Raw genomic sequence first — 13,459 nt, forward strand, 5'->3', positions numbered from 1 at the left:
TGAAAATTAATTTTCAGTATTAAAGGGGTTTAATAATGCCTGTTTTAAATTTAGACTATTGTGAATATAAAGTCATTGTCAGAACAAGAAAGTTTATCAGAGATAAGGTGGAGTATAGATATTCTGCTATAGATATTTTAAAGGGGGGAAGACAATATGGGGATAAAACAAAATAGAGCACTTATTTTAGAGGGGAATATGAAAAGAGTTATTTTGACTCTATCCCTTCCAGTGATGGCAAACAATTTTATACAAACCATCTATAACCTTACAGATACCTACTTTGTAAGTAAGTTAGGTACCACTGAAATAGCAGCAATACAGTTTGTATGGCCCATGATCTTTTTTATGATGTCCTTAGGAGCTGGGGTTTCTATAGCAGGGACTAGTCTTATTTCTCAGTATAGTGGGGCAGCTGATGATGAAATGGCTAAAAAGGTATCAGGACAGGTAATAACCTTTTCGGTTGTATTTTCTATAATACTTGGAATCATAGGCTTTATAATAACACCGCCACTTCTTAAAATCATGGGAGCAACAGATGTTTTTTATATATATGCATCAGATTTTTTAAGACTTATGTTTATTGGTGGACCTACAATGTTTATGATGTTCGCCTATAGTGCAATCAGAAACGGCCTTGGAGATACCTATAGACCTATGAAAATAGGAGGACTTAGTGTAATCAGTAATATAATTCTAGACCCTATTTTTATTTTTACTCTTGGGTTAGGAATTAAAGGAGCGGCACTTGCAACTATTATTGCGAGAGGAATTTTTGGAATTTATTCAGTTTGGACTTTATTTGAAAAAAATAGCGATTTTAAAATTGAAAAAAGGCACCTTATTATAGATAAGAATCTTATGCTTGAGCTTCTTAAAATAGGTATTCCATCTTCTGTGGGGCAGTCTATGACATCTGTAGGATTTATGGTTCTTAACATATTTATAATATCCTTTGGAGAGGCAACTTTAACTGCCTTTGCAATAGGGAATCAAATAAACGGCCTTGTTCTTATGCCTGCAATGGGGATTGGAAGCGCACTAACTACAGTAGTTGGACAAAATCTAGGAGCAGATAATATAGATAGGGCAAAAAAAGCTGTAAAAACCAGTATGATAATGGCGACCCTATTTTTAAGCATAGGAGGAATACCTCTTATTTATTTTGCTGAAGAGGTTATAGGGCTTTTTACTACTGATTTAGAGGTTTTAAGGCAAGGAACCCATTATCTCATACTTATAACTTTATCTATACCTCTTATGGGTGTATTTCAGGTATTTGTAGGAACTCTTCAGGGAGCTGGAAAAACCCTGTATTCTATGGGACTGATGACGGCAAGACTTTGGGTTATAAGACTTCCATTAGTGATTTTATTTAAGAACTATACAAATTTGGGAGAAACATCTGTATGGTACTCTATGATTATTAGTAATTTTATTGTATGTATACTTGGCTATATAATATATAAAAGTGGAGTCTGGGAAAAGAAAAGAATTGAATCTAAGTTTGTACCAGCATAAAAAGACAGGTTTTCCTGTCTTTTTTTAGTGATAGACTATTTAGTAGGCATGTTTAAATTTAGGGTATTAATTTTAGCGGATTTAATTTATAATATCTATATATCTAGTTAAAACGATTAAAAGGAGGCATCTATGAGTAAAAGTTTTAGAATAGCGGCACTTGTTCTAGTAATAAGTGTATTAGGTGGAATATATTATATGAAAAATGTTAAGCCCACTGAGCAAATATCTGATATAGGTGAAGGAAATGAAATCACTCTTTTGAGTCCTGAAGTAGCTATTACTTTTGAAGAAGCTATGGATAATGACCTTCCTACCTTTGTGGAGTTTAAGACAAGTACTTGACCTGCCTGCAAATGGATGGAGTCCATTATAGCAGAAGCGCAGCTCAAGTATAGAGAAAATGCAAATATCATAATAATAAACCTTGATTACGAAGAGAATTTTCCACTAGCAATGGAGTATGGGGTTAGAGTAGTGCCAACCTTCTTAGTTTTTGACAAAGAAAATAATTTACTTGATAAAATTGAAGGAGTAATGACCCTTGATGAGATAGACAAAAAGATGCAAGAGGCAGGTGTAAATTAGTGAGTTTACTTGAGCAATTTTCGATTTTTATGATAAACAATATTTATTTGGCAGTCCCTGTTGCATTTTTAGCAGGAGTTGTATCATCCTTTAGTCCCTGCATTCTTACAACCCTTCCTCTTGTGGCTGGATATATGGGGAATTCTGGGGTCAAGGACAGAAAAAGAGGTCTTCTTTATTCCCTTGTATTTACACTTGGAATAAGTATTACATTTATAGGAATCGGGCTTGTTACGGCATATATGGGTAGAAGGTTTTCAGTATATGGAAGATATATATACATCCTTCTCTCTTTTATTATGATAGGAAGTGCGCTTAATATACTAGGAGTACTCTCTTTTGGGAAAAAAGACAATTTTTGTGAGATTGAAGAAAAACCTCAAAAGGGAGGACTAAAAGGTATATTTACCCTTGGACTATTTGGAGGCTTTGTATCCTCGCCTTGTGCTACTCCTGTTCTTGCAGCAATACTATCCTTTGTGGCAAGCAGAGGAAATATTGCCCTTGGAGCTTTTATGCTAATGGCATATAGTATAGGACATAGCATACCAGTAATAATAGCAGGGGTTTCAATATCTTCAATAAACAGGCTCCTTACAGAACCAAAGTATATAAAAATCGGAACCTATCTGAGGACCACACTAGCTATGTTTGTACTTGTTGGTGGCTTTTATGTGTTTTATCTAGGCGTATAGGTTTTATTTGGATTAAGAAGCAAATAATTAACTGAAAAGAGGAAGCCAGTAATGGCTTCCTCTTTTGCTAAATAAAATATAAATTTACTATTTTTATTCCTTAATCTAATCAAGAGATAGTATTTCCAGAAAAACATAATTACTCAGTTCAAAACCTTTTGTTGTAAGAAAAAACCTCTCTTCATTAAATTCAACAAGACTATCTTTTTTTAGCTTATCCAAAATATTTGAGTATTTATCTTTGAAATCAATGTCAAACTCTGAATTTATCTCATCAAATGAAATACCTTCATTCATTCTAAGTCTTAAAAATATCCATTCTTCAAAAAGCATTTTGCTGTTTATTTTTTCTGTTTTTACTATAGGGTATTTATTATAATTTATTAAAGAAATATAGTCTTCCATATTATTAGCATTTTCATATCTCACTTTATCTAAAAAACCATGGGCAGAAACTCCAAGCCCAACATAGTTTTTATTTTTCCAGTAGATTATGTTATGAAGGCACTTTTTATTGTCTTTTGCAAAGTTTGAAATCTCATATTGTTTATAGTCATTTTTTTCTAGAAATGAAATAGCAGTTTCATACATCAAAAGATCATCTTCTTCAGAAGGCATAGAAACAGCTCCAGATTTTTCCATATCATAAAGTCTTGTACCCTCTTCAAGGATAAGAGAATAACAGGAAATATGATCAACTGACAGAGTCATTAAATCCTCTAATGATTTTTGAAAGGTCTCTATGGACTGATTTGGAAGTCCATATATCAGATCTACATTTATATTATCTATACTATTAGCTCTTAAAATATTTATTGAATCAAAAAGATCATCAAAGGTATGAACCCTACCTAAAAGCTGGAGTTCTTTTTCGTTACTAGATTGAAGACCAAGACTCACTCTATTTACTCCATAATATACCATAGACTCTGCAATCTCTTTTGTTATGGTTTTAGGATTTGCCTCTACAGTATATTCTATGAAAGCTTTGTTTTGGGAAAGGGACAAACCACTGTCTATAATTTTAAGAAGCCTGTCAAATGAATTGTTATCGAGACTAGTTGGAGTCCCACCTCCGATAAATATAGTTTTTATAGTATAATTTTCTATTTTTTTCTTATAGAGGCTGATTTCTATTTCTAAGGAATCTAAGTAACTACTAATTAACTCTTGTGAAGTAGGGAAGGATATGAAATCACAATAACTGCATTTACGTATACAAAAAGGGATGTGAACATATACTCCTATAAAATCAGTATCATGGTTAAAGCTTTTTATCTTCATAGATAATCCTCCGTTACGAATATATAAAATTTCAATCATTTTGCGAATATAAATTTTAAATTACTTTACAGTATATATTAAAAAGCTAAAACGAACTAATAGTTAATTACTTAAAAATAATTTTACTATAAAAAAATCCCCAAGAATTATTGACAATAAAGTGGAGAATCGATATTATATATACAGAAGCTTTAGCACTCGCATATGTAGAGTGCTAACAGAAAGTTTAACCCTTATATTAAAGGTGTTGCTTTTAAAGAGGTGGATATTATGTCTTCAAACAATATGTCAGAGAGAAAACTTAGAATTCTTCAATTTATAATCAAAGAGTATATAGATACGGCTGAGCCTGTGGGTTCACGTACTATATCTAAAAATAAAAACCTGGGAGTCAGTGCTGCCACAATAAGAAATGAAATGGCTGACCTTGAGGAAATGGGATTTCTTGTCCAGCCCCATACATCTGCTGGTAGGATACCTTCTCAAGATGCCTATAGACTATATGTAAATGAGCTTATGAGAAGCATTGGTCTTGACAAGGATGAGAAGCTAAGCATAGAAGAGTCTCTTGTAGGGAATATGGAGCAAATACAGCATCTTTTAGAAGAATCATTAATGCTCATATCCAGAATTACAAATTACACATCTGTAGCTATAGCAAAAAAAATGAATGATTCCAAAAAAATAAAGAATTTGAGTCTTGTATACATCAATCCTTTAACTGCTGTTCTTATTATGGTAATGGTTGATGGATCTGTTAGAAGCAATAAGTTCAAAATGAGCAATCCAATAACCGAAGAAAAACTAGACATAATATCTAAAACATTAAATGAAAAGATAAAAGGCAAGACAATTGAAGACTTTGACAATAATTTTATGACTTATATAAGAAGTCAGATTAGTGAATATAATCGTATTTTTGATGAAATGTTCAATGTAATGAGTGAAAAGCTGGATAAAAATTTGGCCTTTAATGTCCTTTTAAATGGAGCGACAAATATATTTAATTTTCCAGAATTTAGTGATGTTACAAAGGCAAAATCTTTCCTTTCTCTTCTAGAACAGAAAAATGAGTTAGCTACACTATTTGAAGAAAAAGGCATAGAAAAAGGAAATATCAATATAATCATCGGTGACGAGTCTATGGGCGATATTTTGGGAAGCTGTTCAATTATAACTGCAAAATTCGAGCATCAAGGCAAGCTTTTAGGGAAGCTCGGAATTATAGGTCCCAAACGCATGGATTATGAAAAAGCATATTCTGTAATGAATTATATTTCAAAAAGATTAAATAAATTGATGGAAGATACTTAGGTAATATTAAAATATAGCAACATAGAAAGGAGAATTATAATTGGCAGAATTTGATAGAAAAGAAGAAGTGGAAAACTCGGAAGAGAATGTGCAGGAAGATATAGAGCAAGAGGTGGATAATCAAGAGGAAAAGGAAGATGAGCTTACAAAATTTCAACGTGAAATTGACGAAATGAAAAGTCTTGCACAAAGAACACAAGCAGATTTTATAAACTATAAAAGAAGAGTAGAAAAAGAAAAAGCAGACCTTGTAACTCTTTCTAATGAAAAAATAATGCTTGAAATGATAGAAATCCTAGATAACTTTGAAAGAGCCTTAACAAGCGAAAAAGAATCCAATGATACACCTTTTTACAAAGGAGTAGGGATGATATTTAAGCAGCTTCAAGATTCTTTAGGCAAATTTGGACTTCAAGAGATTGAAGCTTTAGATGAAGAATTTGATCCGAATATTCATCATGCAGTAATGCAGGAAGATGGAGAAAAGCCAGGCTGTGTAATGGAAGTCCTGCAAAAAGGGTACAAGCTTAAAAATAAAGTAATAAGACCAGCGATGGTAAAAGTTTGCAAATAATATAAATTAAACATATAAATTTAGGAGGATTATAAAATGGCAAAAACTATAGGAATAGATTTAGGAACAACAAACTCATGTGTAGCAGTGCTTGAAGGTGGAGAGCCTGTAGTAATTACAAATGCAGAGGGTATGAGAACAACTCCATCTGTAGTTGCATTCTCAAAAGACGGAGAAAGAATCGTAGGAGAGCCTGCAAAGAGACAATCTGTTACAAACCCAGATAGAACAATATCTTCTATAAAAAGAGAAATGGGAAGAGACCATAAAGTTCATATAGATGGAAAGGATTACTCTCCTCAGGAGATTTCTGCTATAATTCTTCAAAAGCTAAAGGCTGATGCAGAGGCATATCTTGGAGACACTGTTACAGAAGCTGTAATTACAGTACCTGCATATTTTACAGATGCTCAAAGACAAGCAACTAAAGACGCAGGTAGAATAGCAGGGCTTAATGTTAAAAGAATAATCAACGAGCCAACGGCAGCATCTTTAGCATATGGTCTTGACAAGACTGATCACGAAGAAAAAATACTTGTATTTGACCTTGGTGGAGGAACTTTTGACGTTTCAATACTTGAAATAGGAGACGGTACATTTGAAGTACTTTCCACAAGTGGAAACAACCTTCTTGGCGGAGATGACTTTGATGAAGTTCTTACAAACTATATGGCTGATGAATTCAAAAAGACTGAGGGAGTAGACTTAAGAAAAGACAAAATGAGTCTTCAAAGACTTAAGGATGCTGCAGAAAAAGCTAAAAAAGAACTTTCTTCAACCCTTACTACAAATGTAAATCTTCCATTTATTACAGCTACAGCAGAAGGGCCAAAACACCTTAACATGGATATATCAAGAGCTAAGTTCAATGAACTTACTGCTTCTTTAGTAGAAAAAACAATGGAGCCAACAAGAAAAGCTCTAGCTGATTCAGGTCTTTCTGTTTCAGAAATAGACAAGGTAATACTTGTAGGAGGTTCAACAAGAATCCCTGCAGTACAAGAAGCTATTAAGAAGTTTACAGGAAAAGACCCTCATAAGGGAATAAACCCTGACGAGTGTGTGGCTATAGGAGCTGCAATACAGGCAGGTGTGCTTTCTGGAGACGTTAAAGACGTACTACTTCTTGATGTAACTCCACTTTCCCTAGGAATTGAAACATTAGGAGGGGTATTTACAAAAATAATAGAAAGAAATACCACTATACCAACTAGAAAATCACAGACTTTCTCTACAGCAGCAGACAATCAGACTGCAGTTGATATACATGTACTTCAAGGAGAAAGAGCTATGGCGCCTGACAACGTAACATTAGGACGTTTTCAGCTTACTGATATACCAGCTGCTCCTAGAGGAATCCCTCAAATAGAAGTTACTTTTGATATAGATTCAAACGGTATCGTTCACGTTACGGCAAAGGACTTAGGAACAGGAAAAGAGCAAAAGATTACTATTACATCTACTACTCATTTATCTGAAGAAGAAATAGAGAAAAAAGTAAAAGAAGCGGAACTTCATGCGGAAGAAGATAAAAAGAAAAAGGAAAAAATGGAAGCTCTTAATAATGCAGAATCTACTATTTATCAAACTGAAAAGACTTTATCAGAAATTGGAGATAAGGTAAGTGAAAATGAGAAAAAGGCTGTAGAGGATGCAATAGCAGGACTTAAAACAGTTAAAGACAAGCAGGACGCTACTGCAGAAGAAATAAAAGCTGAAATAGAAAAAGTTATGAACTCCATCCATCCTATATCTCAAAAAATGTATGAGGAAGCGGCTAAGCAATCCCAAGGTCAAGAAGGACAATCTGATTCTTCTCAAGATGATGATGTTGTGGATGCGGATTATGAAGTTGTTGACGAAGACAAATAAAAACAATAAACTAAACATTAGAGATTAAATAATAGCTTGCTTTATGCAAGCTATTATTGTGAATAAAGGAAGATTCGCTTTAACTATTAGTATACTTACTATATAAAAGTGAAGAGTTGTTTAATTAATATAGGTGGTGAAATAGTGGAAAAAAGGGATTACTATGAAGTCTTAGGTTTAGGGAAAGACGCATCTGAACAGGAAATCAAAAAGGCATATAGAAAAATGGCAATGCAGTATCATCCTGACAAAAATCAAGGAGATAAAAGCTCAGAAGATAAATTTAAAGAAATAAGCGAGGCTTATGAAGTTCTTTCTGACCCTCAAAAAAGAAGAACCTACGACCAGTTCGGTCATGCTGGTTTTTCAGGAGGAGGATTTGGTCAAGGTGGATTCTCGGGTGGAGGCTTTGAAGATATCTTTGGAGATATGTTTGGGGATATATTTGGAGGCTCCTTTGGAGGAAGACAAACAAGACGAAATGGTCCAAGAAAAGGCAGTGATATCAAACTTAGAATGGATCTTAAATTTGAAGAAGCTGCATTTGGAGTAGAAAGAGAGATAACAATTCAAAGAGAAGAGGAATGTAGTGTATGTAGTGGCTCTGGAGCGAAACCAGGGACATCCTCAAAGACCTGCTCTACATGTAACGGTACTGGAGAAATAAGACAGGCAACTAGGACGCCTTTTGGTAATATGATAAATGTTGCAGAATGTCCTACTTGTCATGGAAGCGGTACTATAATAGAAGAAAAATGTGAAAAGTGTCATGGACAAGGGAAGATTAGAAAATCTAAAAAAATCAATGTAAGAATACCTGCTGGGATAGATGATGGAGCAACTATAAAGATGTCAGGCGAAGGACAACTTGGGTCAAAAGGTGGACCAAGAGGAGATCTTTATATAGTTGTGGATGTAGAGCCTCATCCATTATTTGTAAGAGAAGGGTATACAGTAATGATGGAGATGCCGATTACCTTTGTACAAGCAGCTCTTGGAGATGAAGTAGAGGTACCTACCCTTGATGGAAAAGTAAAATACAAGATTCCGGAAGGAACACAAAGCGGTACGGTATTTAGACTTAGAGGAAAAGGAATACCTTACTTAAGAACTGCTCAAAGAGGAGATCAGCTTATTAAGATAAATGTAGAGGTGCCAAAAAAATTATCTGATAAGCAAAAGGACATATTAAGAGATTTTGCAAAACAAAGTGGAGAAGAAATAAACGAGCAGAGCAAGAATTTTTTTGAAAAGGTAAAAAATATATTTAAGTAACAATAAGGAAAAGATTTAACCTAAATAATTTTAGGTTAAATCTTTTTTGACAGCTGGTTTTTTTAAGTTCTATAATATATAATGGGAAACTAATATATTGTTTCAGGAGGTTTAATATGAAGTGGACGGAAATAAAAGTTAAAACTACAACAGAGGCTGTAGAAGCTGTTAGTAACATATTTTATGAGGTAGGAGCCCAAGGGGTAGTTATTGAAGATCCCAAAGACTTCATTTTTCAAGAAAAGGACGAGCTTTCCTGGGACTATATAGAGGAAGATGTATTTATCAATGGATATGAAGGCGCTATTGTAAAGGCATATTTATCTGAAGAAGATTTGAGTATTATCTCTAAAATAGAAATAATAAGAGAAGGGGTGAAAAACCTTTCTCAGTATGGAATTGATATAGGGGATGCTCTTGTAGAAATTGAAGAAGTTAATCAGGAAGATTGGGAAAATGCTTGGAAAAAATACTATAAGCCTATAAAAGTATCAAATAGCATTGTTATAAAGCCTACATGGGAAGATTATGAAGCTTCATTAAACGAGATTGTCATAGACCTTGACCCTGGAATGGCATTTGGAACAGGAACTCATGAAACTACAAATATGTGTATTATAGAGCTTGAAAAATATGTAACAGGAGAAAACACTGTACTTGATATTGGCTGTGGAAGCGGCATACTATCTATTGCTGCAGCAAAGCTTGGAGCGGAAAATGTAGTAGGGGTAGATTTAGACCCTATGGCTGTAAGGGTTTCCAAGGAAAATGTAGAGCAAAACAATCTATCGGCATTTGTAGAGATAAGACATGGAAACCTTACAGATGTAATTCATGAAAAAAGCGATATACTAGTTGCAAATATAATTGCTGATATAATTATAGCTCTTTCAGATGATGTAGATAAATTTGTAAAATCTGGAGGTATCTTTATATCATCAGGTATTATACTTTCCAGACTTGAAGATGTAAAACAAGCAATAATAGAAAAAGGCTTTGAAATAATAGATGTAAATAAAATGGGCGAATGGGCATGTATTACATCTAGAGTATTATAATTAAGGCGGTAGTCTAATGGATAGATTTTTCATTGATAAGTATGCAAAACTTTCAAATATCATAGATAATAAGGATGATGTAAAACATATTTCCAAAGTTTTAAGGCTAAAACAAGGAAATAAAATAGAAATTGTTGATAAAAATCATATTGAATATATTGCAGAAATAGAAACTGTAGACAAAGATTCTATAGGGTTTAATCTAATTGAAGAAGTGAATATATCAAGAGAGCTTCCTGTAGATATTAACCTCTATCAGGGAATACCCAAAGGTCAAAAGCTTGATACAATTGTCCAAAAAGCTACGGAGCTTGGCATTAGGTCAATAATTCCTGTAAGCTTTAAAAGATGCGTTGCAGAAATAAAAGGGGAAAAAGAGGATAAGAAGCTTCAGAGGCTAAATAGAGTAGCTTATGAAGCTTCAAAGCAAAGCAAGAGGACACAGATTCCAGTTGTTGAAGCTTCATGCTCTTTTAAAGCTTTTAAAGAAAGTATCAAAAAAAATGATTTAAATATAGTCTTTTATGAAAATCATAGAGATGTTAGCCTGAAATCTTTTCTAAGTGAACGGGATTTATCCACTGTAAAGTCCATAGGAGTTATAATAGGGCCTGAAGGGGGATTCGCACCTGAGGAAATAAAGGAGATTGAGGAGCTAGATATATCCGTCCTTTCTCTTGGAAATAGAATTTTAAGGACGGAAACAGCAGCGATTGCCGCTCTTGCAATCATATCAAATGAATTTAATTAATCTAATTGTGTATCAGTTTTTGGAGGTAATAATGATAAACCAAAGGGTGGATTTAACCCTAGATTCAAGGGAATTTGAAAAAATATACAATAGAAAAAAAATAGTCAGCATGTATACTCTAGGGTGCAAAGTCAATCAATATGAGACAGATGCAATGATAGAGCTTTTTAAGGATAGAGGTTATGAAATCGGAGAATTTGATGAATTTTCTGATGTGTATGTGATAAATACATGCACAGTTACTGCTATGTCAGACAAAAAATCCAGACAAATGATAAGAAGGGCGAAAAAAATAAACCCTGAATCAGTGATGGCTGTAGTGGGATGCTATTCCCAAAAATCTCCAGATGAGATTATATCCATAGATGGAGTAAATCTTGTAATGGGAACAAGCGACAGAAATAAAATAGTTTCTGAGGTTGAAAAGCTTACAGGTATAGAAAAAGTCGTAGAAGTAATAGATATAATGAAGCAAAGAGAATTTGAAGATCTATCTCTTTCAAACCTAAAAGGAAAAACTAGAGCATTTTTAAAAATTCAAGAGGGATGCGATAGGTTCTGTAGCTACTGTATTATACCTTATACAAGAGGTCCAGTAAGAAGCAGAAAACTTGAAGATATAATTAAAGAGGTAAAAGAGCTTTCTGAAAAAGGCTTTAGTGAGATAGTTCTAACAGGCATACATGTTGCATCCTATGGTAAAGACTTAAATGAAAAAAACAGCTTACTGGATGTAATTACGGAAATTGGAAAGATAGAAAATGTAAAAAGAATAAGGACAAGCTCAGTGGAACCTCTTATAATTACGAAGGAATTTCTTGAAGGAATTTTCAAGGTTGAGCAGTTTTGTCCGCATTTTCATCTTTCACTTCAAAGTGGCTGTGATGAAACTCTAAAGAGAATGAATAGAAGATATGACACAAAAATGTATAAGAGTGCTGTTGATATGATAAGAAATATATATCCTGATGCAGCCATAACTACAGATGTAATAGTAGGGTTTCCGTCAGAGACAGAAGATGAATTCAATGAAACTTTAAGATTTTTAAAGGAAATAAATCTTTATGATGCTCATATATTCAAGTATTCTCCAAGAGAAGGTACGAAGGCCGCTCTAATGAAAGACCAGGTAAGTCCACAGGAAAAAAACGAACGAAGTGAAGCTCTTATAAATTTAGGAAAAGAAAATAAAAGAGCTTTTGAAAAAAGGTTTTTAGGAGAAGAAGTAGAAGTACTATTTGAAAGCCATAGTAAAGAAGGATACGAAGGACATACTAAAAACTATATAAAAGTGTGGGTTAAGTCAGAGGAAGATGTACAAGGGAAGATACTAAAGGTTAAATTAACTGAGTCCACTGATGAGTTTGTAATAGGAGAGCTATCAAATATTAACAGCTAAAAGGAGGAGTAATTGTGGGAGATTGCATTTTTTGTTCAATAGTAAACGGGGATATTCCATCTAAAAAAGTATATGAAAACGAATATGTTTTTGCTTTTAGGGATATTAATCCAGAAGCTCCGGTTCACATTGTTATAATACCTAAAAAGCATATAGCAACTATTATGGATGTAGATACAAGCTCTAATGTTTCAAATGAGCTGATTAAAGCAGCTCAACATATTGCTGAAAAAGAAGGAATAGAAAAGAGTGGATTTAGGCTTGTAAATAATTGTAATGAAGAAGGTGGACAAACTGTATACCATCTTCATGTACATCTTTTAGGTGGAAGAAACATGAAATGGCCTCCAGGTTAAAAAATACTTGAATTAATCATCATTTCAGTTTATAATAATTTAGTGTTAGCACCCAGCCAACATAAAAGATTGACTACTCCATATTATCGTACCAGTGTTAGTAGTGGAGGGGAGGGATAAGGAATGGCAACAGAAGTTAAGATTAAAGACAATGAGACTATAGACAGTGCTCTTAAGAGATTTAAGCGTCAGTGCGCTCTTTCAGGAGTTATGTCAGAAGTTAGAAAAAGAGAACATTATGATAAGCCTAGCGTTAAGAGAAAGAAAAAGTCTGAAGCAGCTAGAAAAAAGAAAAGATAATTAATCGAGGTGAAATACATGACTCTTAAGGACACGTTGATGAATGACCTTAAAGAATCCATGAAGAACAAAGATCAGGTGAGAAAATCTGTTGTTACTCTTGTTCGCTCCGCCATAAAGCAAAAGGAAGTGGATGAAAGAGTCGAGCTTTCTGACGATGATATATTGGATGTAATCTCTAAGCAGTTAAAGCAAAGAAAAGATGCTCTTGAAGAGTTCAAAAAACTGCAAAGAGATGATCTTGTTGATGAAACAGAAAAAGAGATTTCTATCTTAATGGGGTATCTTCCTGAGCAGCTTACAGATGAAGAACTTCATGCTATTGTTAGCGAAACAATCAATCAAGTTGGTGCTACTACCATGAAAGATATGGGAAAAATCATGGGTGTTGTCATGCCTAAGGTAAAAGGTAAGGCTGACGGAAAAAGAATAAATGAAATCGCGAAACAAATCCTTAATTAAACACATA

Annotated in this window: 15 protein-coding genes; 14 read left to right on the plus strand and 1 reads right to left on the minus strand. The window is 33.8% G+C overall.

Going from position 1 to position 13,459, the window contains the following annotated elements; genetic code table 11:
* Nucleotides 1-156 precede the first annotated feature (156 nt).
* The 4 genes from J2Z35_RS00505 (at nucleotide 157) to J2Z35_RS00520 (ending at nucleotide 2,807) form a co-directional block, all read left to right on the plus strand.
* Nucleotides 157-1,524, plus strand: coding sequence for an MATE family efflux transporter (locus J2Z35_RS00505; RefSeq protein ID WP_209658238.1), 1,368 nt, complete (start codon nucleotides 157-159; stop codon nucleotides 1,522-1,524).
* A gap of 132 nt (nucleotides 1,525-1,656) precedes the next feature.
* Entirely contained in the window at nucleotides 1,657-1,869 is a 213-nt protein-coding gene (locus J2Z35_RS00510; protein ID WP_209658240.1) for a hypothetical protein, read from the plus strand.
* Nucleotides 1,870-1,884: 15 nt separating this feature from the next.
* Nucleotides 1,885-2,112: a thioredoxin family protein gene (locus J2Z35_RS00515; protein ID WP_209658242.1), complete on the plus strand. Its 228-nt coding sequence runs from the start codon at nucleotides 1,885-1,887 to the stop codon at nucleotides 2,110-2,112.
* Nucleotides 2,112-2,807: a cytochrome c biogenesis CcdA family protein gene (locus tag J2Z35_RS00520; RefSeq protein WP_330623296.1), complete on the plus strand. Its 696-nt coding sequence runs from the start codon at nucleotides 2,112-2,114 to the stop codon at nucleotides 2,805-2,807. Before J2Z35_RS00515 ends, J2Z35_RS00520 begins: the two co-directional genes overlap by 1 nt.
* 105 nt (nucleotides 2,808-2,912) lie before the next feature.
* On the opposite strand, the gene hemW is transcribed toward J2Z35_RS00520, so the two are convergent.
* Nucleotides 2,913-4,091 (minus strand): radical SAM family heme chaperone HemW, encoded by a 1,179-nt coding sequence (hemW, locus tag J2Z35_RS00525; RefSeq protein ID WP_209658244.1) that lies wholly within the window; start codon nucleotides 4,089-4,091, stop codon nucleotides 2,913-2,915.
* 270 nt (nucleotides 4,092-4,361) lie between these two features.
* On the opposite strand from hemW, the gene hrcA reads away from it, so the two are divergent.
* From hrcA to J2Z35_RS00575, 10 genes are all read left to right on the plus strand, one after another.
* Entirely contained in the window at nucleotides 4,362-5,405 is a 1,044-nt protein-coding gene (gene hrcA, locus J2Z35_RS00530; RefSeq protein WP_209658246.1) for a heat-inducible transcriptional repressor HrcA, read from the plus strand.
* Between the two features lie 40 nt (nucleotides 5,406-5,445).
* Nucleotides 5,446-5,979, plus strand: coding sequence for a nucleotide exchange factor GrpE (grpE, locus tag J2Z35_RS00535; RefSeq protein WP_209658248.1), 534 nt, complete (start codon nucleotides 5,446-5,448; stop codon nucleotides 5,977-5,979).
* Between the two features lie 36 nt (nucleotides 5,980-6,015).
* On the plus strand, nucleotides 6,016-7,851 hold the full coding sequence (gene dnaK / locus J2Z35_RS00540) for a molecular chaperone DnaK (protein WP_209658250.1): 1,836 nt from the start codon (nucleotides 6,016-6,018) through the stop codon (nucleotides 7,849-7,851).
* Nucleotides 7,852-7,992: 141 nt separating this feature from the next.
* The gene (gene dnaJ / locus J2Z35_RS00545; protein WP_209658533.1) at nucleotides 7,993-9,126 is read left to right on the plus strand and encodes a molecular chaperone DnaJ; all 1,134 of its coding nucleotides are present in this window, start codon (nucleotides 7,993-7,995) and stop codon (nucleotides 9,124-9,126) included.
* 116 nt (nucleotides 9,127-9,242) lie between these two features.
* Nucleotides 9,243-10,184, plus strand: coding sequence for a 50S ribosomal protein L11 methyltransferase (gene prmA, locus J2Z35_RS00550; protein ID WP_209658252.1), 942 nt, complete (start codon nucleotides 9,243-9,245; stop codon nucleotides 10,182-10,184).
* A gap of 16 nt (nucleotides 10,185-10,200) precedes the next feature.
* Complete coding sequence (locus tag J2Z35_RS00555; RefSeq protein WP_209658254.1) at nucleotides 10,201-10,935, plus strand: 16S rRNA (uracil(1498)-N(3))-methyltransferase; 735 nt, start codon at nucleotides 10,201-10,203, stop codon at nucleotides 10,933-10,935.
* 109 nt (nucleotides 10,936-11,044) lie between these two features.
* A complete protein-coding gene (gene mtaB / locus J2Z35_RS00560; protein ID WP_245330694.1) occupies nucleotides 11,045-12,334 on the plus strand; it encodes a tRNA (N(6)-L-threonylcarbamoyladenosine(37)-C(2))-methylthiotransferase MtaB in 1,290 nt (429 codons plus the stop codon).
* Nucleotides 12,335-12,348: 14 nt separating this feature from the next.
* Nucleotides 12,349-12,690 carry a histidine triad nucleotide-binding protein gene (locus J2Z35_RS00565; RefSeq protein ID WP_209658258.1) on the plus strand — a complete coding sequence of 114 codons (342 nt, stop codon included), beginning with the start codon at nucleotides 12,349-12,351 and terminating at the stop codon, nucleotides 12,688-12,690.
* 123 nt (nucleotides 12,691-12,813) lie between these two features.
* Nucleotides 12,814-12,990, plus strand: coding sequence for a 30S ribosomal protein S21 (rpsU, locus tag J2Z35_RS00570; RefSeq protein ID WP_209658260.1), 177 nt, complete (start codon nucleotides 12,814-12,816; stop codon nucleotides 12,988-12,990).
* Between the two features lie 18 nt (nucleotides 12,991-13,008).
* Nucleotides 13,009-13,452 carry a GatB/YqeY domain-containing protein gene (locus J2Z35_RS00575; RefSeq protein ID WP_209658262.1) on the plus strand — a complete coding sequence of 148 codons (444 nt, stop codon included), beginning with the start codon at nucleotides 13,009-13,011 and terminating at the stop codon, nucleotides 13,450-13,452.
* Nucleotides 13,453-13,459: the final 7 nt, after the last annotated feature.

Origin of the sequence: Acetoanaerobium pronyense (assembly GCF_017874355.1) — a bacterium.
GTDB lineage: Bacteria > Bacillota > Clostridia > Peptostreptococcales > Filifactoraceae > Acetoanaerobium > Acetoanaerobium pronyense.